The sequence below is a fragment of the Paracoccus angustae genome, assembly GCF_042648745.1.
GTDB classification, from domain to species: Bacteria; Pseudomonadota; Alphaproteobacteria; order Rhodobacterales; family Rhodobacteraceae; genus Paracoccus; species Paracoccus angustae.
The window spans coordinates 177,762-203,323 of sequence record NZ_JBHRXY010000002.1 but is presented as its reverse complement, the minus strand read 5'-3'; the positions used below and the strand labels follow the sequence as shown (position 1 = coordinate 203,323).

24 protein-coding genes are annotated in these 25,562 nt (G+C 69.3%); 11 read left to right on the top strand and 13 right to left on the bottom strand.

Annotation, left to right across the window (positions count from 1 at the left end; translation table 11 throughout):
* Nucleotides 1–166: 166 nt before the first annotated feature.
* Nucleotides 167–1,285: an alanine dehydrogenase gene (gene ald / locus ACFOM8_RS04065; protein ID WP_377759550.1), complete on the bottom strand. Its 1,119-nt coding sequence runs from the start codon at nt 1,283–1,285 to the stop codon at nt 167–169.
* Nucleotides 1,286–1,421: 136 nt separating this feature from the next.
* Here ald and ACFOM8_RS04060 point away from each other — a divergent pair, with 136 nt between their 5' ends.
* Nucleotides 1,422–1,883, top strand: coding sequence for an Lrp/AsnC family transcriptional regulator (locus ACFOM8_RS04060; RefSeq protein WP_377759548.1), 462 nt, complete (start codon nt 1,422–1,424; stop codon nt 1,881–1,883).
* Nucleotides 1,883–2,740, top strand: a complete 858-nt coding sequence (locus ACFOM8_RS04055; protein WP_377759546.1) for an alpha/beta hydrolase — start codon at nt 1,883–1,885, stop codon at nt 2,738–2,740. Before ACFOM8_RS04060 ends, ACFOM8_RS04055 begins: the two co-directional genes overlap by 1 nt.
* Before the next feature lie 83 nt (nt 2,741–2,823).
* On the opposite strand, the gene rpsU is transcribed toward ACFOM8_RS04055, so the two are convergent.
* Nucleotides 2,824–3,030: a 30S ribosomal protein S21 gene (gene rpsU / locus ACFOM8_RS04050; protein WP_103173489.1), complete on the bottom strand. Its 207-nt coding sequence runs from the start codon at nt 3,028–3,030 to the stop codon at nt 2,824–2,826.
* Between the two features lie 95 nt (nt 3,031–3,125).
* Here rpsU and ACFOM8_RS04045 point away from each other — a divergent pair, with 95 nt between their 5' ends.
* The gene (locus tag ACFOM8_RS04045) at nt 3,126–3,782 is read left to right on the top strand and encodes a COQ9 family protein (RefSeq protein ID WP_377759544.1); all 657 of its coding nucleotides are present in this window, start codon (nt 3,126–3,128) and stop codon (nt 3,780–3,782) included.
* A 12-nt stretch (nt 3,783–3,794) separates the two neighbouring features.
* A complete protein-coding gene (locus ACFOM8_RS04040) occupies nt 3,795–4,790 on the top strand; it encodes an NAD(P)H-quinone oxidoreductase (protein ID WP_377759542.1) in 996 nt (331 codons plus the stop codon).
* A gap of 2 nt (nt 4,791–4,792) precedes the next feature.
* On the opposite strand, the gene ACFOM8_RS04035 is transcribed toward ACFOM8_RS04040, so the two are convergent.
* The gene (locus ACFOM8_RS04035; protein ID WP_377759540.1) at nt 4,793–6,241 is read right to left on the bottom strand and encodes a CYTH and CHAD domain-containing protein; all 1,449 of its coding nucleotides are present in this window, start codon (nt 6,239–6,241) and stop codon (nt 4,793–4,795) included.
* Between the two features lie 68 nt (nt 6,242–6,309).
* Complete coding sequence (locus ACFOM8_RS04030) at nt 6,310–6,945, bottom strand: ribonuclease T2 family protein (RefSeq protein ID WP_377759538.1); 636 nt, start codon at nt 6,943–6,945, stop codon at nt 6,310–6,312.
* Nucleotides 6,946–7,128: 183 nt separating this feature from the next.
* Here ACFOM8_RS04030 and ACFOM8_RS04025 point away from each other — a divergent pair, with 183 nt between their 5' ends.
* Nucleotides 7,129–7,872: a DUF1013 domain-containing protein gene (locus ACFOM8_RS04025; RefSeq protein ID WP_377759536.1), complete on the top strand. Its 744-nt coding sequence runs from the start codon at nt 7,129–7,131 to the stop codon at nt 7,870–7,872.
* A 75-nt stretch (nt 7,873–7,947) separates the two neighbouring features.
* On the opposite strand, the gene ACFOM8_RS04020 is transcribed toward ACFOM8_RS04025, so the two are convergent.
* The 4 genes from ACFOM8_RS04020 to ACFOM8_RS04005 form a co-directional block, all read right to left on the bottom strand.
* Nucleotides 7,948–8,205, bottom strand: coding sequence for a GlsB/YeaQ/YmgE family stress response membrane protein (locus ACFOM8_RS04020; protein WP_377759534.1), 258 nt, complete (start codon nt 8,203–8,205; stop codon nt 7,948–7,950).
* Nucleotides 8,206–8,319: 114 nt separating this feature from the next.
* Nucleotides 8,320–9,792: an NAD-dependent succinate-semialdehyde dehydrogenase gene (locus tag ACFOM8_RS04015; protein ID WP_377759532.1), complete on the bottom strand. Its 1,473-nt coding sequence runs from the start codon at nt 9,790–9,792 to the stop codon at nt 8,320–8,322.
* A 233-nt stretch (nt 9,793–10,025) separates the two neighbouring features.
* The gene (locus tag ACFOM8_RS04010) at nt 10,026–11,015 is read right to left on the bottom strand and encodes a P1 family peptidase (RefSeq protein ID WP_377759530.1); all 990 of its coding nucleotides are present in this window, start codon (nt 11,013–11,015) and stop codon (nt 10,026–10,028) included.
* Complete coding sequence (locus ACFOM8_RS04005) at nt 11,012–11,455, bottom strand: ion channel (RefSeq protein ID WP_377759528.1); 444 nt, start codon at nt 11,453–11,455, stop codon at nt 11,012–11,014. The genes ACFOM8_RS04010 and ACFOM8_RS04005 overlap by 4 nt, the downstream gene beginning before the upstream one ends.
* Nucleotides 11,456–11,537: 82 nt before the next feature.
* Between ACFOM8_RS04005 and smpB the strand changes: the two genes are divergently transcribed.
* Genes smpB through ACFOM8_RS03990 form a run of 3 tightly spaced genes read left to right on the top strand, consistent with a single transcriptional unit; the run spans nt 11,538 to nt 14,103 of the window.
* Entirely contained in the window at nt 11,538–12,008 is a 471-nt protein-coding gene (smpB, locus tag ACFOM8_RS04000) for an SsrA-binding protein SmpB (protein ID WP_377759527.1), read from the top strand.
* Nucleotides 12,009–12,066: 58 nt separating this feature from the next.
* Nucleotides 12,067–12,921, top strand: coding sequence for a 3-mercaptopyruvate sulfurtransferase (sseA, locus tag ACFOM8_RS03995; RefSeq protein ID WP_377759524.1), 855 nt, complete (start codon nt 12,067–12,069; stop codon nt 12,919–12,921).
* The gene (locus tag ACFOM8_RS03990) at nt 12,922–14,103 is read left to right on the top strand and encodes an amino acid aminotransferase (protein WP_377759522.1); all 1,182 of its coding nucleotides are present in this window, start codon (nt 12,922–12,924) and stop codon (nt 14,101–14,103) included.
* Nucleotides 14,104–14,109: 6 nt separating this feature from the next.
* On the opposite strand, the gene ACFOM8_RS03985 is transcribed toward ACFOM8_RS03990, so the two are convergent.
* Nucleotides 14,110–16,275, bottom strand: a complete 2,166-nt coding sequence (locus ACFOM8_RS03985) for a ComEC/Rec2 family competence protein (RefSeq protein ID WP_377759520.1) — start codon at nt 16,273–16,275, stop codon at nt 14,110–14,112.
* A gap of 95 nt (nt 16,276–16,370) precedes the next feature.
* Here ACFOM8_RS03985 and gltX point away from each other — a divergent pair, with 95 nt between their 5' ends.
* From gltX to ACFOM8_RS03970, 3 genes are all read left to right on the top strand, one after another.
* On the top strand, nt 16,371–17,765 hold the full coding sequence (gene gltX, locus ACFOM8_RS03980) for a glutamate--tRNA ligase (protein ID WP_377759518.1): 1,395 nt from the start codon (nt 16,371–16,373) through the stop codon (nt 17,763–17,765).
* Between the two features lie 90 nt (nt 17,766–17,855).
* Entirely contained in the window at nt 17,856–19,148 is a 1,293-nt protein-coding gene (gene gltA, locus ACFOM8_RS03975) for a citrate synthase (protein WP_377759516.1), read from the top strand.
* Between the two features lie 88 nt (nt 19,149–19,236).
* The gene (locus ACFOM8_RS03970) at nt 19,237–19,887 is read left to right on the top strand and encodes an SDR family NAD(P)-dependent oxidoreductase (protein ID WP_377759514.1); all 651 of its coding nucleotides are present in this window, start codon (nt 19,237–19,239) and stop codon (nt 19,885–19,887) included.
* A 261-nt stretch (nt 19,888–20,148) separates the two neighbouring features.
* On the opposite strand, the gene ACFOM8_RS03965 is transcribed toward ACFOM8_RS03970, so the two are convergent.
* From ACFOM8_RS03965 to glpX, 4 genes are all read right to left on the bottom strand, one after another.
* The gene (locus ACFOM8_RS03965; RefSeq protein ID WP_377759512.1) at nt 20,149–21,972 is read right to left on the bottom strand and encodes an aminopeptidase P family protein; all 1,824 of its coding nucleotides are present in this window, start codon (nt 21,970–21,972) and stop codon (nt 20,149–20,151) included.
* Nucleotides 21,969–22,661 (bottom strand): metal-dependent hydrolase, encoded by a 693-nt coding sequence (locus ACFOM8_RS03960; RefSeq protein ID WP_377759510.1) that lies wholly within the window; start codon nt 22,659–22,661, stop codon nt 21,969–21,971. The genes ACFOM8_RS03965 and ACFOM8_RS03960 overlap by 4 nt, the downstream gene beginning before the upstream one ends.
* 64 nt (nt 22,662–22,725) lie before the next feature.
* Nucleotides 22,726–24,462, bottom strand: coding sequence for a single-stranded-DNA-specific exonuclease RecJ (gene recJ, locus ACFOM8_RS03955; protein WP_377759508.1), 1,737 nt, complete (start codon nt 24,460–24,462; stop codon nt 22,726–22,728).
* A 70-nt stretch (nt 24,463–24,532) separates the two neighbouring features.
* Nucleotides 24,533–25,498: a class II fructose-bisphosphatase gene (gene glpX / locus ACFOM8_RS03950; protein ID WP_377759506.1), complete on the bottom strand. Its 966-nt coding sequence runs from the start codon at nt 25,496–25,498 to the stop codon at nt 24,533–24,535.
* Nucleotides 25,499–25,562 lie beyond the last annotated feature (64 nt).

Genomic DNA, 25,562 nt, shown 5'->3' with positions numbered 1-25,562 from the left:
GGGATCGGGAAACGCGCGCGTCTTCCCGCCCGCCTGCGACCGCGCCGCCAGACGGAACCGGCAAGCGGGCGCCTGCCGGGCCTTAAGGGTCCATCCAGTCCGGCGCGGGCGGTGACGGCAAGGCGATGGCCTTCGCCGGCCGGACGGGCAAGCGCCCTGAGGGCGGTCAACCGGCCAGGAGCTGATCGGGCGTGATCGCCTCCAGCCCCAGGGCCTCGCCCACGGGGGGCGAGGTCAGGCGGCCCCCGTGCGTGGACAGCCCGGCCCGCAGATGCGGATCCTCGAGCACCGCCTGCCGCCAGCCCTTGTCGGCCAGGGCCAGCACAAAGGGCAGCGTCGCGTTGCCAAGCGCCTGGGTCGAGGTCCGCGCCACCGCGCCCGGCATGTTCGCCACGCAGTAATGCACGATCCCGTCCACCTCATAGATCGGATCCTGGTGGGTGGTGGCGCGCGAAGTCTCGAAACAGCCGCCCTGGTCGATGGCCACGTCCACCAGCACCGCGCCGGGCTGCATCGCGGACAGCTGCTCGCGGCTTACCAGCTTGGGCGCGGCGGCGCCGGGGATCAGCACCGCGCCGATCACCATGTCGGCGGCGCGGATCAGCTCGGCGGTGGCCGCGGCGCTGGAATACTGCGTGGTCAGCCGCCCCATGAAGATGTCGTCCAGATAGGACAGCCGGGCCACCGACCGGTCCGTGACCGTGACATTGGCGCCCATGCCCACGGCCACGCGCGCCGCCGCCGTGCCCACCACGCCCCCGCCGATGATCACGACATTGGCGGGCCGCACGCCGGGCACGCCGCCCAGCAGCACGCCGCGCCCCCCGTTGGCCTTTTGCAAGGCCCAGGATCCGACCTGCGGGGCCAGCCTACCCGCCACCTCGGACATGGGGGCCAGCAGGGGCAGGCCGCCGCGCGCATCCGTCACCGTTTCATAGGCGATGGCGGTGACGCCCGATTCCAGCAGGTCGCGGGTCTGGTCGGGGTCGGGGGCCAGGTGCAGATAGGTGAACAGCACCTGACCGTCGCGCAGCATCCGCCGTTCCTCCGCCTGCGGTTCCTTGACCTTCACGATCATGTCGGCCGCATCGAAGACCGATTTCGCGTCCGGCGCGATGCTGGCCCCGGAGGCGGCATAATCCCGGTCCGTGAACCCCGAGCCCAGGCCCGCGCCGGTTTCCACCACCACGCCGTGGCCGCGACAGGCGGCCTCGGTCACGGCGGCGGGCGTCAGGCCCACGCGGAATTCCTGCGGCTTGATTTCCTTCGGGCAGCCGATCTGCATGGCGTCTTCCTCCCCCTTCGTTTTCGGACAGTCTGGCACGGGGCCGATGCAAGGTGCTGCGAAGCTGCCGCCCGAACGGCGGGCAGGACAAGGAAAACCTCTGGCGGCGGAACGTTTCTTCGAAGAATATCCCGCCATGTCCGATCTTGATGCAACAGACCGCCGGATCCTGTCCCTGCTTCAGAAAGAGGGGCGAATCAGCAACGCCGAACTGGCGCTGCGGGTGCATTTGTCCCCGTCCGCCTGCCACCGCCGCGTCCAGCGGCTGGAGGAAGCGGGCGTGATCCACGGCTATGTCGCGCTGCTGGACGCCCGCAAGCTGCGCCGCCAGACCACCGTTTTCGTGGAAATAACGCTGTCCGGCCAGGCCGACGAGGTTCTGGAGGCCTTTGAAAAAGGCGTGCGCGCCATTCCCGACGTGCTGGAATGCCACCTGATGGCCGGGACCGCCGACTACCTGCTGAAGATCGTGGTCGAGGATACCGACGACTTCGCCCGCATCCACCGCCAGCATCTGGCCCGCCTGCCGGGGGTCGCGCAGATGCATTCGTCGTTCGCGTTGCGCACGGTGTTCCGCACCACCGCGATCCCGGTCTGATGAGCCTGCGCCGCCGCCATCTGCTGGCCCTTCTGGCGGCGGCTGGCGCCGCCCCCGCCCTGGCGCAGCCCCGCCGCGTCCCGCCCCCCGAGATCGTTCATCCCCGCGCCAGCAGTTTCGCCCTCGGCCCCGCCGGCGATCAATGGCGCATCCATGTGGGCCTGCCGGATGTCCCGCCGCCGCCGCAGGGCTATTCCGCGATCCTGTCGCTGGACGGGGCGACGACGTTTCCCCATCTGTGGGCCCACCGCGAGGCCCGCGCGGCGCGGATGCCGGTGATCCTGTTCGGGATCGGCTACAAGGGGGCGAACCGCCGCTGGCGCGACCTGACCTCGCGCGCGATGGCGCCGGTCGTGCCGATCCCCTTTTACCGCGCCGCCCCCGCCGACCGCGAGACCGGCGGGCGGGACGCGTTCCTGGCCATGATCGAGCGCGACCTGCTGCCCGAACTGGGCCGGCGCTATTCCCTCGACCGTCGCGACATGACGATCTACGGCCATTCGCTGGGCGGGTTGTTCGTGCTGCACGCGCTGTTCAGCCGCCCGCGGCTGTTCGCGCGTTTCGTTGCCGCCGATCCTTCGGTGTGGTGGAACGCGGGCGAATCGCGGCGCGAGGCGGCGGCCTTCGCCGCAGGGGTCGCGGCGGCGGGCGGAACGGTCGATCCGACAATCCAGGTGATGATCGCCCAGGCGGGGCGGGCGCGGCAAGGGCATCCGCATGATCCGACCGCCCTGGTGGAAATCCTGTCGCGGGTCGGCGGGCTGGAGGTTCTGTATCGCCCTTATCCGCGGGAAAACCACGGCTCGCTGATGGTGCCCTCGACGGCGGATGCGCTGGATCTGCACCTGTGGCGATGAAAGCAAACCCCCGCGGCGTGATGCTGCGGGGGTTTGCAGATAACGCGGATCGCGTCGTCTAGCAGAGCGCCTTCGCGCTGCGATCAGAGAGCGCCTTCGCGCTGCGCCTTTTTACGGGCCAGCTTGCGGGCGCGGCGCACGGCCTCGGCCTGCTCACGGGCTTTCTTGACCGACGGTTTTTCGAAATGCTGCCGAAGCTTCATTTCGCGGAACACGCCCTCGCGCTGAAGTTTCTTCTTCAGGGCGCGAAGCGCCTGTTCGACGTTGTTGTCGCGAACGTTGACCTGCATGTGGTTGTCACCACCTTCCTAGGTTAGAGTTGCAAGATTGCAGGATGCGCCCCCCTATCAAAGCCGGGCGCGCTTGTCCAGACGGAGGCTGTTTCATGACCCGGACCGACCGCGACGCGCTTCTTGACGCCGCCCTGACCCATGTCCCGTTCGAGGGGATGAACGACCGCGCCCTTTTGTCCGGGGCGCGCGACCTGAACATGTCGCCCGACCTGGCGCGGGTGCATTTCCCCCAGGGCGGCGCGGGGCTGGCCGCCGCCTATCACCGCCGCGCGGACGCGATGCTGCGGGACAGCCTGGCCCAGACCCCGCCCGGCGGGCGCTTCCGCGACCGCGTGGCCGAGGCGATCTGGCGCCGGCTGATGCTGGTCGATGCCGAACTGGTGCGCGCGGGGGCGGCCACGCTGTCCCTGCCGCAGAACGCGGCGCTGGCGGCCCGGCTGGTGTGGGAAACGGCGGACGTGATCTGGACCGGGCTCGGCGACACCTCGCGCGACGTGAACTGGTATTCCAAGCGCGCGACCCTGGCGGCGGTGATCGGCGCCACGGTGCTGTTCTGGCTGGGCGACACCTCGCCCGACCATGCCGAGACCCGCGCCTTCATCGACCGCCGCATCGACGGGGTGATGCGCTTCGAACAGATCAAATCCGGCTTGCGCAAGCTGCCCGGGGCGGAAAGGCTGGCCGGCTTGGCATTTGGCTGGATCCGCGCGCCCCGCCCGCGCGACCTGCCCGGCCGCACACGACCCTGACCAGGAGAGACGATGTTCCCCGATTCCATGAACGCGGTCGAGATCGCGGACCCCGGCGACGCCACCATGCTGCGCCCGGCCCTGCGCCCGGTTCCGGTGCCGCGCCACGACCAGATCCTGATCCGCGTGGCCTATGCCGGGGTGAACCGCCCCGACGTGCTGCAACGCCAGGGCCTTTACGCGCCGCCGCCCGATGCGTCCGACCTGCCGGGGCTGGAGGTTTCGGGCGAGATCGTGGGCATGGGGGTGGGCGTCACCCGCTGGCGCAAGGGCGAACAGGTCTGCGCCCTGGTGCCCGGCGGGGGTTACGCCGAATACGTGGCCTGCCATGCCGACCACGCGCTGCGCATCCCTTATGGCCTGTCGCTGCGCGAAGGCGCCTGCCTGCCGGAAACCGCCTTCACCGTGTGGTCGAACGTGGTGACGCGCGGCGGTTTGGCCGGGGGCGAGCGGTTCCTGGTTCATGGCGGCACCTCGGGCATCGGGATGATGGCGATCCAGGTCGCCCGCGCCCTGGGCGCGCGCGTTTTCGCCACCGCGGGCAGCGACGGGAAATGCGCGGCCATCGCCGCCCTGGGCGCCACGCCGATCAACTATCGGACGGACGATTTCGTCAAGGTCGTCGCCGCCGAGGGCGGGGCGGACCTGATCCTCGACATGGTGGGCGGCAGCTACATCGCCAGAAACGTCAAGGCCCTGGCGCCGGACGGGCGGCTGGTGATGATCGCCTTTCTGGAAGGCCCGAAGGTCGAGCTGAACTTCGCCCCCATCATGGCCAAGCGCCTGACCGTCACCGGATCGACCCTGCGCCCCCAGTCGGACGCCGCCAAGGCCGAGATCGCCGAGGCCCTGCGCAAGCGGCTGTGGCCGCTGGTCTCGGCCGGGTCGGTCCGGGTGACGATCGACAGCGAATTCGCCCTGGCGGACGCGGCCGAGGCGCATCGGCGCATGGAAAGCAGCCGGCACATCGGCAAGATCGTCCTGAAGGTGGCGGACGAGGCGGCCTGACCTCAGGTCCAGTATCGTTCCGCCCGGACCAGGGCGCGGTGGGCGTTTTCGGCCGCAGCCAGCAGGGGCGCGCGGTCCACGGCATCGGCCAGGTCCGCCGCCCCGGGCATGTCGGCCAGGCCCAGGCGGTCCAGCACCAGGGGCGCCGCGGCCAGGTCGTTCAGCGCGCCCAGATGGTCCTGGAAATCCGCAAGCGCCGCGCCGAATCGCCTGCGGCCTTTCCGCCGGTCGCCCGCGAACAGCGGCGCGAAGAAATCCGCCGCGTAGCGCAGCTTCTTGGCGTCCTTGCGCAATTCGTGCCGGGCCTCGTCTTCAAGATGCGCCAGATCGCGGCCGCCCTTTTTCACCTTGCGCCGGAACCGCGACAAGGCCGCGGCGGCGAAATCCTGCGCGTCGCTGTCGCGCATGGCCCGCGTGTCCGGGTCGGACAGCCAGTCGCCCCCGCCGACCCATTCCGCCAGATCCAGCATCAGCGCCCGGGCGCGGTCCGACGCCAGCGTCCCCGCCAGCGCGTCATAGGCCGCCTCGCGGCCCGCGCGGATGCGGTCCTGCAACGGTCCGCGCGGCGCGCGGGGCAGCAGCACGTCCAGGTCGCGCGCATCCCCCAGGCTGCCCGCCAGCCAGCGCAACTCCTCGCGCAGGGCGGTGCCCGACGTGCCCAGCATCGGCCGGAAGATGGTAAAGGCCGACCGCAACCGGCGCAGTGCGACCCGCGCCTGGTGCAGGGGCTCGGGCGTGCGGGTGGCCAGCAGCAGATCCTCGTTCAGGCGGAATTGCCGCAGACAGGACAGGACGATCCGCTGAAAGGCCTGCGCCGCCGTCATGTCCCGGTCAAGCGCCACTTCCTCGGCCTTGACCGCCACGGGCAGGGAGCCCGTCAGGCGATAGCCGCGTTCGGACTTGGTCAGGACGCCCAGCCTGACCGGCGCCACCGCGCCCAGGCGGCGGGCAACGGCGAAAAGCGCGCCGGGCGGACCCGAGACCAGCTCGAGCTCGCATTCGCAAAGCGGGCTGTGGCGGTCGGCCGCCGTGATCTCGCCCCGGTCGATCATGGCCAGGATGCGGGCGCCGCCTTCCTCCAGCGTCCAGATCCGGCGGTTCGCGGATAGGGCGAAGACCGGCGCAAGCTCGGACGCCTTGGCGCCAAGAACGCGGGCGACCGGCGTGGCCTCGTCCAGGACGGGCCTGTCGTCCGCGACCGCCATCTCGTGTTCGGGCCGGGCAAAGACCCCCGCGGCGCCCCGGTCGGCCTGCTTGACGGTCTGGACGCGCTTGCCCTTGGCCTTTCGGATCCGCAGGGACAGCCCCGCCTTTGCCAGCGCCCGGTCCGGCGTGTCGAAGTAAAGGGACCGCTGCGCGACCGTCTTCGGCTTGCCCGGCAGCACGCCCGCGGCCTCGATGGCGCGGGCGGCGGCGTCCGTCAGGTGCAGCTTGAGTTCGATTTCCTTCATGGCGCGTCCAGGCTGTTCCGTGTTGTGGCGTGTTCAAGACCGCCGGCAGAGGCGGGGTTCCAGGGCAATCAGCGAATCCGTTCCATCAGCACCCGGGAACGGGCACAATCGCGCCGGGCGTCGGGGGCGCAGGCGCGGGGTTCCAGATCCCGGGTCAGGCAGATGCGCACCTCGGCCAGGGCCTCGGCCTTGCAGGTGACGGTGATGCCGTCCGCCGTCAGGCCGGGATTGGCCTCGATGAAGGCGTCCTCGACCACGGCGGGGGGCAGGGCGATGTCGCGCGGCAGGTCGTCGAAAACAGCGGGGGTTCGGACCGCCTCGGCCGCCTCGCGCAGGGCCGCGTAGTAGCCCGCCGCCGAAAGGCCCGAACAGCGGCCGTGCTTGCGCCACTGGTAAAGCGCCAGGCCGGGGGCCATCAGGTCGCCCATGGCCTGCGTGTCGCGCCGCGACGGGTCGCGTTCGCGGGTTTCGCAATGATCGGGCCAGCCCCGTTCGTATTGCGGCCAAAGCCCGTGAACCACGAAGTCCCGGCCGCTGCCGTTCTGGCATTCCGGGGCGTCCCGCCCGTCGCCGGTCGTCCGGCACCAGGCGGGCTGCCAGCTGAGCGACAGGATGTAATAGTCGAATTCGCCCGCCACGCCGTCGGACAGGGCGGGGGCGGGCCACAGCGCGGCCAGAACGGGGACAAGAAAAGCAGCCTTCATGACCGCACCATGCCTGCCCGGCGCGGCCGCGTCCACGGTTCCGATGCGAATCCTCTTTTCCCCGCGCCTCGAAATCGCTATATCACCGGCCAATTCCCCCCGAAAACGAGGAATGGCACCCGCCAAAGCCGTTTTTCCGGCCTGAAACCTGCTGTTCGGGGCAGACATGCGAAGGAGATTGACATGAGCAAGCCGCTGATGGCCAAGGCGACCGCCGTCTGGCTGGTGGACAATACCACGCTGAGCTTCAAGCAGATCGGCGATTTCTGCGGTCTGCACGAGCTGGAAGTGCAGGGCATCGCCGACGGCGACGTGGCCGTGGGCGTCAAGGGCTATGACCCGGTGGCCTCGCACCAGCTGGACGCCGAGGAGATCAGGAAGGGCGAGGCCAGCCCCGCCTACAGGCTGCGCCTGAAGCACAACCCCGCCGCCGAGGGCGAGGAAAAGCGCCGCGGGCCGCGCTATACCCCGCTGTCCAAGCGCCAGGACCGTCCGAATGCGATCCTGTGGCTGGTCAAGTTCCATCCCGAGCTTCCCGACGCGGCCATCGCCAAGCTGGTGGGCACCACCAAACCCACCATCGCCTCGATCCGCGAGCGCACGCACTGGAACATCCAGAACATGCAGCCCATCGACCCGGTGGCCCTGGGCCTGTGCCGCCAGACCGAGCTGGACGCCGCCGTCCAGAAGGCCGCCAAGAAGGGCGGTTCGGGCGAGGTGATGAGCGATGACGAACGCCGCAAGCTGGTCAGCACCGAAACCTCGCTGGCGATGAGCGACGAGCCGCGCCTGCCTTCGTCCATCGCGGGCCTGGAAGGCTTCACGCTGACGCGGGACGAGGACAAGACCCCCGAGCCGGATCTGAATGCGGACAGCTTCTTCAACCTGCCCGAACGGGACGAGGACGACGAGGACGGGGGGCGCTGATCCGCCCCTTCCGAAGGGCCATGAAAAAGGCCGGTGCGGATCGCCGCACCGGCCTTTTCGTTTTCCGGCGGACGATCAGGCGCGGCCACGCACCATGCGCACCAGCCAGATCAGGATGCAGGCGCCGATCACGGCAACGATCAGCTGCCCGATGATGCTGCCTTCGCCGCTGCTGCCGATCAGCGCGTCGAAGATGAAATTACCGATCAGCGCGCCGATGATGCCGACGATGATGTTCATCAGCAGACCGGTGTCGGTCTTCATGATCTTTTCCGCGATCCACCCGGCGATAGCCCCCAGGATGATCGACATGATCCAGCCAAAACCTTCCATGCACTTCCCCTTTTTCCAACCGACCCCGCCGGAACCGAAAGGGCGGGGCCTTCGCCTGTCAATGCGCGGCACCCCCCTTGCGTTCCCGCAAACGCCCGAAATCGTTGCGAACTGTCATATCGACAGGCAGATGTATTTCAATTCCAGGTAATCCTCGATCCCGTGGCGGCTGCCCTCGCGGCCCAGGCCCGACTGCTTGACGCCCCCGAAGGGCGCCACCTCGGTCGAGATGATTCCGGTGTTCACGCCGACGATTCCGTATTCCAGCGCCTCCTGCACGCGGGTGATGCGGCCGATGTCGCGGGCATAGAAATAGGACGCCAGCCCGAAGATCGTGTCGTTGGCTTTCCGCACGACCTCCTCCTCGGTGTCGAAGCGGAACAAGGGGGCCAGGGGGCCGAAGGTTTCCTCGGTCGCGACCTTCATGCGGTCGGTGACGCCGGTGACAACCGTGGGCCGGAAGAACAGCCCCTCCATCCGGGTGCCTCCGGTGACGACCTGACCGCCGCCGTCCAGCACGTCGCGGATATGTTCCTCGACCTTTTCCACGGCGTCCTCGTTGATCAGCGGGCCGGTGGTCACGCCGTCGTCCAGCCCGTCGCCCACGCGCAGCCTGTCCACCGCCGCCGCCAGCTTCTGCGCGAAGGCGTCATACACGCCGGCCTGGACATAGATGCGGTTCGCGCAAACGCAGGTCTGGCCGTTGTTGCGGAACTTGGACGCCATCGCGCCTTCCACCGCCGCATCCAGGTCGGCGTCGTCGAAGACGATAAAGGGGGCGTTGCCGCCCAGCTCCATGGAACATTTCAGCACCTGGTCGGCGGCCTGGCGCAGCAGGATGCGGCCGACTTCGGTGCTGCCGGTGAAGGTCAGCTTGCGCACCAGCGGGTTCTCGCAGAATTCCTTGCCGATATCGCTGGACCGCGACGAGGTGATCACCGACAGAATCCCCTTGGGCAGGCCCGCGCGTTCGCCCAAGACCGCCATCGCCAGCGCCGACAGCGGCGTTTCGGCGGCGGGACGGGCCACAAAGCCGCAGCCCACGGCCAGCGCGGGCGCGGCCTTGCGGGCGATCATGGCGTTCGGAAAGTTCCAGGGCGTGATGGAGCCCACCACGCCGATCGGCTGGCGGATCACCGTGAGGCGCTTGTCGGGCATGTGGCCGGGGATCGTCTCGCCATAAACGCGCTTGGCTTCCTCGCCGAACCATTCGACGAAGCTGGCGCCATAGGCGATCTCGCCCTTGGCCTCGGGGAAGGGCTTGCCCATCTCGGCGGTCAGGATGCGCGCCAGGTCGTCCTGGTTCGCCATCATCAGGTCGAACCACCGGCGCATCACTCCCGCGCGGTCCTTGGCGGTGCGGGCGGCCCAGGCCTTCATCGCCTCGTGCGCCGCCTGAATGGCGCGGGCTGCGTCGGCGCGGGACAGGTCGGCCACCTTGGCGATCACGTCGCCGCGCGCCGGGTTGATCACGTCAAAGGTCGCGCCGTCCGCGGCATCGGCCCATTCGCCCGCCACAAAGGCCCGGGTTTCCAGAAGCGAGGGGTCGCGCAGCAGCGTCTTCAGGTCGGTGGAATGCTTGGTCATGGCTGTGGCTCCAAAGGCGGTCGGCCGATGATCACCACGCAGGCCGGGCGTTGTCAAAGCCAAGGCGGACCACGCGGCGCGTGTCGCGGTTGTCAAAAAGTCGCGCATGCCGTGAAACCTGCGGGGGATGTCCGCGTTGAACGAACATCGCTAAGCCTTCCCTCTTGGCGACCCTCTCTCTGATGGGGCGGTGCGCCGGTCGCGCGCCGCCCCTTTTTCATGCGCCGCTTTTTTCATGCGCCCGGGTCGCCCCAGCAGGGTTGCCGGTCGCCCGGCGCCGGGGTCGCGGCATGGACGCCCCGCGCGATGGCCCGCGCCAGGCAGGATGCGGCGGCGTGGCCCAGCAGAAAGGAACCGGCCACCGGATCCGCCAGCGGCTTGGCCCCGGTCGAAACCGCGAAGATCAGATCGCCGTCAAGAGGCGTGTGGCTGGGCACCAGCGCGCGGGCCATGCCGTCATGGGCGGCAATGGCAAGGCGGTGCAGCGCCGGCTTGTCCAAGGCCGCGTCGGTGGCGACGATGGCGATGGTTGTGGCCTCTCCCATCCGTTTCATCGGGGCCGGTTCCCGGGCGGCGGGAAAGCTGGCGGGCAGGCCAAGGCCGCCGAACTCGGCCTCCAATTCCCAGGGCGCGGCCCAGAACTGCCGCGTGTGGCCCACGGTCGCCTGCCCAAGCGCATTGACCACAACCAGGGCGCCCACGGTCAGCCCGTTCGTCAGCACCGCCGAGGCCGAGCCGAGCCCGCCCTTGAGGTTCCCCGTCGCGGCCCCGGTCCCGGCGCCCGCCGTGCCCAGGACGAAATCGGCGGCGGCGGCGTCAAGGGCCGCCCGCCCAAGCGCGGGATAAGGGTTGTCGTTCCACCCCTTGTTCCCGCCGTTCAGCAGGTCGAAGACGATCGCCCCCGGCACGATCGGCACCCGCGCCGGACCCACCGCAAACCCGCGCCCCGCCGCGCGCAGGCCCGCCATCACCCCGTCGCAGGCCGCCAGGCCGAAGGCCGATCCCCCCGAAAGCACAAGCGCATCGACCTGCGCCACCAGCTTGTCGGGGGCCAGCAGATCGGTTTCCCGCGTGCCCGGCGCGCCGCCCATGACGTGAACCGCCGCCGCGAAGGGCGCGCCGCCGGTTAGCACGGTGACGCCGGATTTCAGGCGCGGGTCGGCGGCGTTGCCCACCCGCAGGCCCTCGATGTCGGTGATCAGGTTCAGCGGCCCCGGCCTCATGCGCCATTCCTCGTGAACTCGATCTGGCGCACGCGCACGTGGCGCAGGGATTCCACCATCAGCGCGGTCATCAGCCCGAAGCTCAGCAGCCCGTTGGCGGCGGCCAGCCCGCCCAGGATGCGCCATTCGGGCGGCATCAGCACGTCGCCGTAGCCCAGCGTGGTAAAGGTCACCAGCGCGAAGTACATCGCCTCCTCGAAGTCGCGGAAGATCGACAGCAGGTGAAAGGCCCCCGCCCAGAGCCAGACCGACATTGTGACCATGGCCAGCACCGCCAGGCTGGAGGCCAGCACGATCAGGATCAGCTTGGGCCGGTGCGGCGCGCGCACCAACCATCCTTCCCAGCGGGCGAAGCCCGTTTCCAGCAGCCAGATCCACAGCCCGGCAATGCCGATGCTGCACAGCATCAGAACCGATCCGAACGCGATCTGTCCCAGCATGGCGGTTCCTTTTCCTTCAACCCTCGTGCACCTTTCTCGTGCACCTTTACAGCACGGTGTCCGGCGCCTATCTGAAAGCACCATGGCTAACGACCCCGACAAGAACTACAAGATCATCGCCGAAAACCGGCGGGCGCGCTTCGATTACTTCATCGAAAGCGATCTGGAGGCCGGCATCGTCCTGACCGGATCCGAGGTGAAGTCGCTGCGCACCGGGCAGTCGAACATCGCCGAAAGCTATGCCTCGGTCGAGGACGGCGAGCTGTGGCTGATCAACGGCTATATCGCCGCCTACAAGCAGGCCGGGGTGTGGGGCCACGAGGAGCGACGCAAGCGCAAGCTGCTGGTCAGCCGCAAGGAACTGGCGCGGCTGTGGCAGGCCGTCGGACGCGAGGGGATGACGCTGGTCCCGCTGGTGATGTATTTCAACCACCGCGGCATTGTGAAGCTGAAGATCGGCGTGGCCAAGGGCAAGAAGAACCACGACAAGCGCGAAACCGACGCCAAGCGCGACTGGAACCGGCAAAAGCAGCGGCTTCTGAAGCAGGGTTAGCATTGCGCCAGCCCGGCCGCCCTTGTAGAGCGGTCCCGCGCCATGACGGAGGGGGACCATGCAGGACGATCCGAAAACGCTGGTTTCGACCGAATGGCTGGCGGCGCACGGGAACGATCCCGACCTGCGCATCCTGGATGCAAGCTGGCACATGCCCGCTACCGGGCGCGACGCGCGGGCCGAATACGACGCGGCCCATATCCCCGGGGCGCGCTTCTTCGACATCGACGCGATCAGCGACAAGCGGTCCGCCCTGCCGCACATGGCCCCTCCGGTCGAGATGTTCGTTTCGCGGATGCGCGCCATGGGCGTGGGCGACGGCCATCAGGTCGTGGTTTACGACAATTCCGACGTGCGCAGCGCCGCGCGGGTCTGGTGGACCTTCCGCCTGATGGGCAAGACCGACGTGGCGGTCCTGGACGGCGGCTTCGCCAAGTGGCAGGCCGAGGGCCGCCCGGTCGAGGACATGGCCCCGGTTCTGCGCGACCGCCACATCACCGTGCAGCGCCAGGCGGGCCTTGTGCGCGACGTGACGCAGGTGGCGGCGGCCAGCAAGCTGGGCGATCACGGGATCGTCGACGCCCGAGCGCCCGGGCGTTTCCGGGGCGAGGCGCCCGAGCCGCGTCCCGGCCTGCGGTCGGGCCATATCCCCGGCGCGCGCAACGTCCCCTTCGGACGGCTGCTGAACGCGGATGGCACGATGAAATCGCCCGACGCCCTGCGCGCCGCGTTCGAGGACGCCGGGGTGGACCTCGGGAAGCCCGTGATCACCAGTTGCGGCAGCGGCATCACAGCCGCCGTTCTCAGCCTGGCGCTGGAACGGATCGGGCACCGCAACCACTCGCTTTACGACGGAAGCTGGACCGAATGGGGCAGCTTCCCGGACCTGCCCATCGCAACCGGAGACGCCTGAATGCTGTCCAACCTCCAACCCCAAGCCCCCGATTCGATCCTGATGCTGATCGAGGAGTTCAAGGCCGACACCCGGCAGGGCAAGATCGACCTGGGCGTCGGCGTCTACAAGGATCCGCAGGGGGTCACGCCGGTCATGCGGGCGGTCAAGGCGGCGGAACGGCGGATCTGGGACACGCAGACCACCAAGGCCTATACCGGGCTGGCGGGCGAACCCGAATACCGCAACGCCATGGCGCGGATGGTGCTGAAGGACGTGCCGGGCGACCGGCTGGCGTCGCTGGCGACGGTGGGCGGCACCGGCGCGATCCGGCAGGCGCTGGAACTGGCGCGCCTGGCCAATCCGGGGGCGACGGTCTTTGTCTCGAACCCGACCTGGCCCAACCACCTGTCGATCATGAAGTTCATGGGCCTGCCCTTCGTCGAATACCGCTATTTCGACGCCGAAACCCGCGGCGTCGATTTCGACGGCCTGAAGGCCGACATCGCCCGCGCGGGCAAGGGCGACATCGTGCTGCTGCACGGCTGCTGCCACAACCCGACCGGCGCCAACCTGACCATGGAGCAATGGGAGGAAGTCGCGGCGATCCTGGAACAATCCGGCGCGATCCCGCTGATCGACCTGGCATACCAGGGCTTCGGCGACGGGCTGGAGGAAGACGCGGCCGCCACCCGCATGATCGCCGCGCGACTGCCCGAGGCGCTGATCGCGGCCTCCTGCTCCAAGAACTTCGGCATCTACCGCGAACGGACCGGCATCCTGTTCGCCCTGGCCGAAAACACCGCCGCGCGCGATCTGGCGCAGGGGTCGATGGCTTTTCTGAACCGGCAGAACTATTCCTTCCCGCCCGACCACGGCGCGCGGATCGTCAGCACCATCCTGTCCGATGAGTCCCTGCGTGCCGATTGGGCGGCGGAACTCGAGGAGATCCGGGGCACCATGCTGGGCCTGCGGTCGCAACTGGCGTCGGAACTGCGCGACCTGTCGGGCAGCGACCGCTTCGACTTCATCGGCCGGCATCGCGGCATGTTCTCCCGCCTGGGGGCCACGCCCGAGCAGGTGGCGAAGCTGAAATCGGACGCGGCGATCTACATGGTGGGCGATTCGCGGCTGAACATCGCCGGGCTGAACCGGGACACGGTGCCGGTTCTGGCCCGCGCGATCATCGACGCCGGGATCTGAGCCGCGTCAGCCCGGATTGCGGCGCAGGTCGTTGACGCCGCGCAAGACGGGGTTGTTGCCGTCGAAATCGACGGCGACGGCCCCCGTCCGCCGCAACCGCCCGAGATCCAGCATCACGCAGGGCCAGTCGGCCTTTTCGACCTTGGCCGCCACGACCACGATCCGCTGCGGCAGGCAGGCGGCGGGCGCCCGCGTCTCGGCCCCCTTGCCGGTGAAATGCCAGACCTGCCAGCCCCCCGGCAGCGCGGCCATGCGGTCGCGCTTGTCGCCCTGCCAGGCGGGACGGGCGGCCGATTCCTCTTGCGTGACGACCTCGCCGTCCTCTTGCAGCCAGGTCTCGACGATGAAGGCCCCGCCGGAAGGCTTGGACACGGCGCGGCCCTGCATGGTCATCAGGCCCGCCGCCTCGCCTTCCGGGGCGACCAGCAGCAGGGGTCGGCTGGCCGTCAGCCAGATCGCCCCGGATGCCGCCAGCATCGCCAGCCCCGCCAGGAAGCCCGCGCCCGGCAGGCCGGGACGGCGCGCGGTCAGCCCCTCGCGCCAGCACAGAACCGCCAGCGTCGCGCCGAAACACATCAGCGGGATCACCGGCCCGGGCGGCAGGGGCAGGGCCACCACCGCGCCGCCGAGGCCCGCCACCCATTCCGCGACCCGCAGCATCCAGGCGGTCCCCAGGCCCATCACCCACAGCGCCGGACCCGCAAGGCCCACGGGCGCCAGCAGCGCGCCGATCACGCCCGCGGGCATCACCAGGGCGCCCATCACCGGCACGGCCAGAAGGTTTGCGATCAGCCCGTATTGCGCCATCCGGTTGAAATGCGCCGCAGCCAGCGGCGAGGTCGCGACCGAGGCCACCAGCGACGACACCAGCAGCATCGCCACCGGCCGCAGCCAGAAGGGCAGATGGTGCGATATGCGCGACCAGGGACCGGCCGACAGGATCAGCGCCACCGTGGCCGCGAAGCTCATCTGGAAGCCGGGATGGGTCACGGCCTCGGGGCTGTAGACCAGGATGATCGTCGCGGCGAGCGCCACGGTGCGCAGGGATATGGCCCGCCGGTCGGCCATGATCGCCAGCAGCATCACCGCCACCATGACAAAGGCGCGCTCGGTCGCCACCCCGCCGCCCGACAGCCACAGATAGGCGGCGGATGCCAGCAACGCGCCAAGCGCGGCGATCTTGTGGACGGCCTGCGGCAGGGGCGCCCCCAGTCCCTGCGCCAGAACCAGGGCCATGCGCAGCGCGGTGTAAACGAAGCCCGCCAGCATCGACATGTGCAGGCCGGAAATCGAGATGATGTGATACAGGTTCGAGGCCCGCATGACCTCGTTCGTGGCTTCGGCGATCCCCGAGCGGTCGCCGGTCATCAGGGCGGATGCCACCGCGCCCTTCTGCCCGCCGATGCCGTCCTGGATCGCCCGGCTGATCGCCATGCGGGCGCGGTGCATGGCCCAAAGGCCGCCGTCGGCCGGTTCGACGGTCATGATGGGGGTGCGGGTGTAACCCACGGCGCCCAATCCCTCGAACCAGGCGAGCCAGCGGAAATCGAAGGAGCCCGGCGATGCCGGGGCGGGGGGCGGGCCAAGATGGCCGGTCAGCATCACCCGCTGCCCCAAGGGCGGCAGCGGGTCGGTGCCGTCCGTCAGCGACAGCCGCACCTTGGCGGGCGTGCGGTCGGGGCCGGTGTCGCGCAGCACCACCCGATCCAGCGTGATGCGGATGCGGTCGCGGGCGGAGCGGTCGATTTCCACCAGCCGCCCCTCGACCGGGCCGTAATAGCGCCATTCCATCACGGGGGCGGCAACCATGGCCGACCGCAGCCCGATCAGGCCGAAGCCCGCGATCACCAGCAGCAGCGCGGTCGCCCCGATCCGCAGCCCGTCGGCCAGGGGCCAGCCGATCCGCCCGCGTTCGGCCCAGGGCAGGGCCAGTTGTCCGACCCCAAGCGCCGCGGCCGCCAGAAACCCGAGCGCGATCCACGTCGCGCGCCCTGGCGCGACGGGCAGGGCGAACCACAGCGCGATCCCGGCGGCCAGGCAGACCGGCACCCAGGCAAACAGCCCCGCGCGCAGCGTGGCCGCCTGCCTGGCGGGCCGCGCATCCGCATGGCGCGGGGCCGCGCGCGTCCCGGAAAAGCCCGGCAATGCCGTCATGTCGCCCGAGGCGGCCATTCTTGTCCTTTCGCGCCGGCTTCTCTATTCCTGCGCCCGAACGATGGCATGGACAGCTTACCAAAGCGTTAATGCCCGACCCGAGGAAAGCCGCCATGCCAGACACGCCGATCGTTACCCGCTTCGCCCCCTCGCCCACGGGATACCTGCACATCGGCGGGGCGCGCACGGCGCTGTTCAACTGGCTTTACGCGCGGGGCCGGGGCGGCAAGTTCCTGCTGCGGATCGAGGATACCGACCGCGCCCGGTCCACGCCCGAAGCGACCGAGGCCATCCTGAAGGGCCTGTCCTGGCTGGGCCTGGACTGGGACGGCGAGCCGATCAGCCAGTTCCAGCGCCGCGACCGCCATGCCGAGGTGGCCCGTCAGATGCTGGCGAACGGCACGGCCTACAAGTGCTTCTCGACCCTCGAGGAGATCGCGGCATGGCGCGAGGACAATCCCCGCCAGCCGTTCCAAAGCCCCTGGCGCGACGCGACCGACCTGCCGGCCGGCCCCCATGCGATCCGCCTGCGGGCGCCGCGCGAGGGGGAAACGGCGATCGATGACGCGGTGCAGGGGCAGGTCCGGGTTGCCAACGACCAGCTGGACGACATGGTCATCCTGCGCTCGGACGGCACGCCTACCTATATGCTGGCGGTGGTGGTGGACGATCACGACATGGCCGTCACCCATGTGATCCGGGGCGACGACCACCTGACCAACACCTTCCGGCAGGTGCAGATCTTCGACGCGATGGGCTGGCCGCGCCCGGTCTTCGCCCATATCCCGCTGATCCACGGCGAGGACGGCAAGAAGCTGTCGAAACGCCATGGCGCCGTGGGCCTGCACGAATTCGCGGCCTTGGGCTATCCCCCGGCGGCGATGCGCAATTACCTGGCGCGGCTGGGCTGGAGCCATGGCGACGACGAGCTGTTCGACGACGCCCAGGCCCGCGCCTGGTTCGATTTGTCGGGCATCAACAGGGCGCCTGCCCGGCTGGACTTCAAGAAGCTGGAACATGTCAGCGGGCATCATATCGGCGCCATGCCGGACGCCGAACTGCTGGCGGCGCTGGACCGGTTCTTGCAGGACACCGGCGCGGCCCCCCTGGCGCAGCATCAGAAGGACCGGCTGGCGCCCGTGCTTTCCGCCCTGAAGGAAAAGGCGAAAACCTTGCCGCAGCTGCTGGAGCAGGCGCGTTTCGCGCTGATCGACCGGCCGGTGGATCTGGACGAAAAGGCGTCAAGGTCTCTGGACACGGTATCCCGTGGTATGCTGTCCGCGTTGACTGCCGCAGTGCAGCATGTTAGCTGGACGCGAGACGAGCTGGAGGGGGCGGCCAAGCGGGTCGCCGAGGAAAACGGCGTCGGGTTGGGCAAGCTGGCGGCGCCCTTGCGGGCCGCCCTGGCCGGCCGGACGGCGACTCCCAGCGTGTTCGACATGATGACGGCGCTAGGCCGCGAGGAATCGCTGGCCCGGCTTCAGGACCAGACGGATTTGGCAGGCTGACCGCCTGTCCCCACTTGCCAGGTCGTCCCGCGCGAAGTCGCCACCGCGAACGCAAAGGTCGGCCGGGCCCAGCCGGAAAGGATGCTTTGGATGGCCGACGCGACGACCGCCACACTCAAGATCAACGATGCCGAATACGAGCTGCCGATCCTTCGTCCCACGCAGGGGCCGGACGTGCTGGATATCCGCAAGCTTTACGGGCAGGCGGACGTGTTCACCTATGATCCCGGCTTCACCTCGACCGCAAGCTGCGATTCCACCATCACCTTTATCGACGGCGACAAGGGCGAGCTGTGGTACCGCGGCTATCCCATCGAGCAGCTGGCGGCGCAGTCGCATTACCTGGAGGTCTGCTATCTGCTGCTTTACGGCAACCTGCCCACGGCCGCGCAGATGGAGGATTTCGAGCGCCGCGTGACCCGGCACACGATGGTGCACGAGCAGATGCACAACTTCTTCCGCGGCTTCCGCCGCGACGCCCATCCGATGGCGACCATGGTGGGCGTGATCGGCGCGATGTCGGCATTTTATCACGATTCGACCGACATCAACGACCCTTGGCAGCGCGAGGTCGCGGCGATCCGGCTGATCGCCAAGGTGCCGACCATCGCCGCCATGGCCTACAAGTATTCGATCGGCCAGCCCTTCGTCTATCCGCAGAACGAACTGGATTACGCCAGCAATTTCCTGCACATGTGCTTTTCGGTCCCGGCCGAGAAATACCACGTCGATCCGGCCCTGGCCCGCGCCATGGACCGCATCTTCACGCTGCACGCGGATCACGAGCAGAACGCCTCGACCTCGACCGTGCGCCTGGCCGGGTCGTCGGGTGCGAACCCCTTCGCCTGCATCGCCGCGGGGATCGCCTGCCTGTGGGGTCCGGCCCATGGCGGCGCCAACCAGGCCTGCCTGGAGATGCTGCGCGAGATCGGCACCGTGGACCGCATCCCGGAATACATCGCCCGGGCCAAGGACAAGGACGATCCGTTCCGCCTGATGGGCTTCGGCCACCGGGTCTACAAGAACTTCGACCCCCGCGCCAAGGTGATGAAGGAATCGGCGGACGAGGTTCTGGATCTGCTGGGCGTCCACAACAACCCGACGCTGCAAGTCGCCAAGGAGCTGGAGAAGATCGCGCTGGAGGACGAGTATTTCGTTTCGAAAAAGCTTTATCCCAACGTCGATTTCTATTCGGGCATCATCCTCGAGGCGATGGGCTTTCCGACCTCGATGTTCACGCCGATCTTCGCGCTGTCGCGCACGGTGGGCTGGATCGCGCAGTGGAAGGAAATGATCGCCGATCCGCAGAACAAGATCGGCCGCCCGCGCCAGCTTTACGTGGGCGAGGGCAAGCGCGATTACATCGACGTCAGCGCGCGCTGATCGGTCGCAGTGTGTCAGAGGCCCCTTCGGGGGCCTCTTTGCATGGCGGGTCTTGCGAAGGCGCAGGGCCGGTGGCAAGGGATCGGCCATGACAGAGAATTCGAAAATCGCGCTGGTGACCGGCGCATCGCGCGGCTTGGGCGCCGCCTTGGCGGAAGACCTGGCCACGCGCGGCTTTCACGTTCTGGCGGTGGCCCGCACCGTCGGGGGCCTGGAGGAACTGGACAACCGCATCCGCCGTGCGGGCGGCAGCGCGACCCTGGCCCCCATGGATGTGGCCGAGGCGCCCGCGATGCAGCAACTGGCGCAGGCCGTGCTGGGCCGCTGGGGCGGATTGGATCTGTGGGCGCATTGCGCGGTCCATGCGGCGCCCCTGGCGCCCGCGCCGCATGTCGATGGCAAGGACTGGGCGAAGTCCGTGCTGGTCAACATGGACGTGACGCGCGGGCTGATCGCGCTGCTGGAGCCGCTGCTGCGCGCGCGGGGCGGCACGGCGCTGTTTTTCGACGATCCCCGTGCGGGGCAGAAGTTCTTCGGGGCCTATGGGGCAACCAAGGCGGGCCAGATCGGGCTTGCCCGAAGCTGGCAGGCCGAGGCCGCCCAGATCGGGCCGCGCGTGGTCATCGCCGAACCCGCGCCGATGCCCACCGCCGTGCGCGCCCGGTTCTTTCCGGGCGAGGATCGGGGGGCGCTGACGGCCTGCAAGGACGAAGCGGCGCGAATCCTGGACGCGCTGTGATTTGCGTCCCGCGACCGCCGGGGGCTGTCTGCCCCCGGACCCCCGAGGGTATTTTCACAAAGAAGAATGATGGATGCGGCGGCAGGGCGATCCCGGCACGTCCTGCCGAAATCCGATCATTGATCCTGTTCGATCCGTTTCACTTCCTGGGCATCAATCCATAAAGGAACAAGGCCCACAAGGCTGCGAGAATTGCCGCTATCAGGCCCCGCAACCATGGGCGGCCAGCGGCCTTCTTTTCCAGGTGGCCAATGAGCAGGCTCAGCATTTTTCCCTTATGCGGGACACATCCAGCGGTCGGGTTGCCTGATCCAGCCAGCTGCGCGTGGCATCATCCAGATGCGGGGACAGCGTGTCGCGGACCCGCGCGTGATAGGCGTCCAGCCATTCGACCTCGTCCCGCGACAAGGCCGCGATGTCGATCAGGCGGCGGTCGATGGGGCACAGGGTCAGCGTCTCGAAGCCCAGCATGGCGCGGCCCGGTTCGGCTTCGGTTTCGACGATGGCGATCAGGTTCTCGATGCGGATGCCGAAGGCGCCTTCGCGGTAGTAGCCCGGTTCATTGGACAGGATCATGCCGGATTCCAGGGGCAGGGTGCTGACGCGGCTGATGCGCACCGGCCCTTCGTGGACGCAAAGCGCCGCGCCGACGCCATGGCCGGTGCCGTGGTCATAGTCCAGCCCCCGCGCCCAGAGATGCTGGCGCGCCAGCGCGTCCAGGTGCGCCCCGGCCACCCCTGCGGGAAAGCGCGCCCGGCTGAGGGCGATCATGCCCCGCAGGACCGCCGTATAAGGGCCAGCGGCGTCGGGCAGCGGATCGCCCAAGGGCACGGTGCGGGTGATGTCGGTGGTGCCGTCGGGATATTGGCCGCCCGAATCGATCAGCAGGACCTCGCCTTGCGCCAGGCGGCGGTTGGTGGCGCGGGTGACGCGGTAATGGGGCAAGGCGGCGTTCGGCCCCGCGCCGCAGATGGTGTCGAAACTGGTGTCGATGATCCCGGCCTCAAGGCGCAGGGATTCGAGTTTCTCGACCACGTCGATCTCGGTCAGGCCGGCCGGATCCTGGGCGTCGAGCCAGGCCAGCAGACGCACCATGGCCACGCCGTCGCGTTCATGGGCGGCGCGCATTCCGTCCAGTTCGGCGGCGTTCTTGCGCGCCTTGGGCAGGATCGCGGGATCCGCGGCCCGCGCGATCTGGGTGTTGGCGCTTTCCAGCAGGCGGAAGGCGGCCTCGGGCGCGGTGGCGGGGTCGATGCGGACCGGGCCTTCCAGGTCCAGAAGGGCGGGGGACAGCCCGTCCGGGTGCAGGATCGCGACCTCGTTGCCCAGACGCGCACGCAGGGCGTCGTCGAACTTGGCGGGATCGGCGAACAGGGCCACGTGGCCGTCGTCGGACAGGACCGCGAAGGACTGCACGACCGGGTTCTTGGGCACGTCGCTGCCCCGGATGTTCAGCAGCCAGGAAATCGAATCGGGCAAGGTCAGCAGTGCCGCCGCCTGGCCTTCCTTGCGCAGTCGGGCAGCCAGGCGGGCGCGCTTCTCGGCCGAGGTCTCGCCTGCAATCGCGTCGTCATGGGCGCGCGCGCATCCCACCGGCGGGGCGGGGCGGTCGGCCCAGATCGCGTCCAGCGGGTTCCGGTCCGCCGCGATCAGGCCGATGCCGCTGTCCGCAAGCGCCTTTTCCAGCGTCTCGATTTCCTGCCGGGTGTGCAGCCACGGGTCAAAGCCCAGCCGGCCGCCCGCGGGAAGGGCCTCGCGCAGCCAGTCCGAGGGCTTGGTGTCCGGCCAGGGCACGGGCGTGAAATGCGCCGGATCCACCTGCGCCTTGACCTGCACGCGGTACCGGCCGTCGATAAAGACGCCCGCCCGGTCTGGCGTCACGATGGCGAATCCCGCGCTGCCGGTGAAGCCCGTCAGCCAAGCCAGCCGGGCATCGGCATCGGCCACGTATTCGCCCTGATGGGCATCGGCGCGCGGCACGATGAAGCCGTCCAGGCCGTCCGCCGCAAGACGCGCGCGCAACTGCGCCAGCCGCGCCGGATGATCGGCGCCGCCCGCCGGGTCGTCGAAGGACTGCAAGCTCACAGCGCGATCGCCTTCATGACCCGAGGTTCGATGACCTGCACGCCGGGCAACCCCTCGATCAGCGCCTGCGCCGACTGTTCCAGCAGCGGGAAGGTCTTGTAATGACAAGGGATCACCGTCTTGAAGTCGAAGTATTTCCGCGCCGCCCAGGCCGCGCGCTTCATGTCCATGGTGAAATGCCCGCCGGCGCATAGAATGCCGATGTCGGGCTTGTGATATTCGCCCATCCAGGCCATGTCGGCCATGATGTCCGTGTCGCCCGAGACATAGATCACATGCCCTTCGCCCGCGATCATGTAGCCCGATTCGTGGCCCGCGTAGATCGGCCCGTCGGCCCCGGTCAGCGAACTGGAATGGCTGGCGTTCACCATGGTCACCCTGGCCCCGCCCAGATCGACGGTGCCGCCCTTGTTGAAGCCGATCCCCTCGACATCGTGATGCGTGACCCAGCTGCTGATCAGGTCATAGATGCCCGCAACGGGAATCTTCAGCTCCTTGGCGATGGCCAGCGTGTCGCCGGAATGATCGCCATGGCCGTGGGTCAGCAGGATGTGGGTGGCGCCGCCGATGGCCTCGGCCCGCCGGTCCTCGGGGAAGGCCGGGTTGCCGGAAATCCAGGGGTCGATCAGGATCACGGCATTCTCGATCTCCAGGCGAAAGCCGGAATGTCCAAGCCAGGTCAGTTTCATCGCGTTTCCCTTGTCCGTGTCGGGGGGCAGGTTAGCGGCGGGCTCGGGCGGTGACCAGACGGGATCAGAGGGGGGCCGCATCCTCCAGCCGCAGGCGCAGCCTTTCGCGCCCGCCCCAGGTGGACAGATCCAGCCTGCCCGCCAGATGGAACCGCCGGCCCCGCGCGCCCAGCAGGGCCGGGCCAAGCGGGCCGTTCATCGCGCCCCAGGCCACGGCGTCCATTGCGGGACCGCCCGCGCTGCGGAAGGACAGGCGCAGGTGGCTGTCGCCCATGGTGCCGGCGCTGTCGATCAGCTGATCGGCAAAGGCGAAGCGCGGCGCAGGGGCGGCCTGGCCGTAAGGCCCGGCATCCTCGAGCTGGCGATAGACCTGCGGCGTGGCGCCCGCGCATTCCATCAGGCCCGAGATGCGCAGGTCGCGCGCGCCCGTCCGCTGCGACAGGTCGTCCGCGATCAGGTCGGAAAGGCGCGCCATGGCGGCGGGGATCATCTCGGCGGCAACGGTCAGGCCCGCGGCCATGCTGTGTCCGCCCCCCTTGATCAGCAGGCCCTCATGGGCCAGGCGATGGATCGCGCGGCCCAGGTCCACGCCGGGAACCGACCGCGCCGATCCCTTGCCGATCCCGCCCTCGATCCCGATCACGACCGAGGGAAGGTCGGTCGCCTCCTTCACCCGCGCGGCGACGATGCCCACGACGCCCGGGTGCCAGCCCTGGCCCGCCGCCCAGGACAGGCCGGCATCCGCGCGGGCCTCGACCTGGGCCAGGGCCTCGTCGCGCACGGCGGCCTCGATGGCGCGGCGGTCGCGGTTGAGCATGTCCAACTCGGCGGCAAGCCGCCCGGCCTCGCGGGGATCGCGGCACGACAGGCACAGCGCGCCCAGATCGGCGCGGCCCACGCGGCCGCCCGCGTTGATGCGCGGCCCCAGCAGGAAGCCCAGGTGGAACGCGCCCGGCGGCCCGTCCAGGCGCGCCACGTCGGACAGCGCCACCAGGCCGGGCCGCCGCCTGCGCGCCATGACCGCCAGGCCCTGCCGCACAAAGGCGCGGTTGACGCCCACCAGGGGGGCCACATCGGCCACGGTCGCAAGCGCCACCAGATCCAGCATCGCCATCAGGTCGGGTTCCGGCCGCCCCTGCGCGCGCAGAACGCGGCCCGCCTGCACCAGGGTCAGGAAGACCACGCCGGCGGCGCAAAGATGGCCCAGGGCTCCGTCCTCGTCCGCGCGGTTCGGGTTCACGACCGCCAGGGCAGGGGGCAGGGTTTCCCCGCCCAGATGGTGGTCCAGCACGACGATGTCGGTGCCCGTCGCGGCGGCCAGGGCGTCGTGGCTCAGCGTGCCGCAATCGACGCAAACGATCAGGTCATGGCTTGCCGCCAGCCCGGCCATGGCCGGGGCGTTCGGGCCATAGCCCTCGTCGATGCGGTCGGGGACATAGAGCGTCGCGTCCCGCCCCTGGCCCCGCAGCCAGTCCAGCAGAAGCGCGGCGGAACTGCCGCCATCCACGTCGTAATCGGCGAAGATGGCGATGCGTTCGCCATTCACCGCCGCCGCGACCAGACGTTCCGCGGCGATCCCCATGTCGCGCAGGGACAAGGGATCGGGCAGAAGGTCGCGCAGCCGGGGCGCCAGGAAACCCTCGGCGCCATCGGCTCCGACCCCCCGGTCGGCCAGGATGCGCGCGACCGCCAGAGGCAGGCCGGTGCGCTGCGCCAGCCCCTCGGCCAGGCGGTCGGCGGCGCTGTCCGGGCCGATCCACCGCCGGTTCGTCAGCGATCGCTCGATTCCCAGAAACGTCACGCCTGCACCTTCTTCTTTGTCCAAATACCCTGGGGAGCCGCGCGGAACGCGCGGCGGGGCAAAGCCCCCCTTACTTGATGGGGTTGCGATAGATCATCCGCCGGACCGAACCGGTTTTCGACCGCATCAGGATCGTCTCGGTCTGAAGATAATTCGGTTCCCGCTTCACCCCCGCCACGATGGAGCCGTTTGTCACGCCCGTCGCGGCGAAGATCACGTCGCCCGTCACCAGCTCGTCGCGCGCATAGATGCGGTCCAGGTCGGCGATGCCCGCCTTGCGCGCCCGGCCCCGCTCGTCGTCGTTGCGGAACAGAAGCTTGCCCCACATCTGCCCGCCCATGCATTTCAGCGCCGATGCCGCCAGCACGCCCTCGGGCGCGCCGCCCGATCCCATGTACATGTCGATGCCGGTCAGTTCGGCCTCGGCGCAGTGGATCACGCCCGCCACGTCGCCGTCGGTGATCAGCCGGATCGCCGCGCCGGTGGACCGGACCTCGGCCACCAGATCCTCGTGGCGCGGGCGCTCCAGGATGCAGACGGTGATGTCGCTGTCCTCGACGCCGCGCGCGCTGGCCAGGGCCCGGACGCGTTCCGAAGGCGACATCTCAAGGCTGACCACGTCGGTCGGATAGCCCGGGCCGATGGCCAGCTTTTCCATGTAAACGTCGGGCGCGTGCAGCAGCGTGCCGCGCGGGGCCATGGCGATCACGGTCAGCGCGTTCGGCATGTCCTTGGCGGTCAGCGTGGTGCCCTCCAGCGGGTCCAGCGCGATGTCCACCTCTGGGCCCTCGCCGGTGCCGACCTCCTCGCCGATATAGAGCATCGGGGCCTCGTCCCGCTCGCCCTCGCCGATCACCACGATGCCCTTGATGTCCAGCATGTTCAACTGGTCGCGCATGGCGTTCACGGCGGCCTGGTCGGCGGCCTTTTCGTCGCCGCGCCCGATCAGCCGGGCCGAGGCATGGGCGGCAGCCTCGCTGACGCGGGCCAGGCCCAGCGAAAGCATCCGGTCGTTGAAATCCTTCGGCGCGGTCATGTCCATCCCTCGTTGCGACAGCTTGCCCGGGTCTTACGCGGCCCATTCCGCGGCGGCAAGCCTG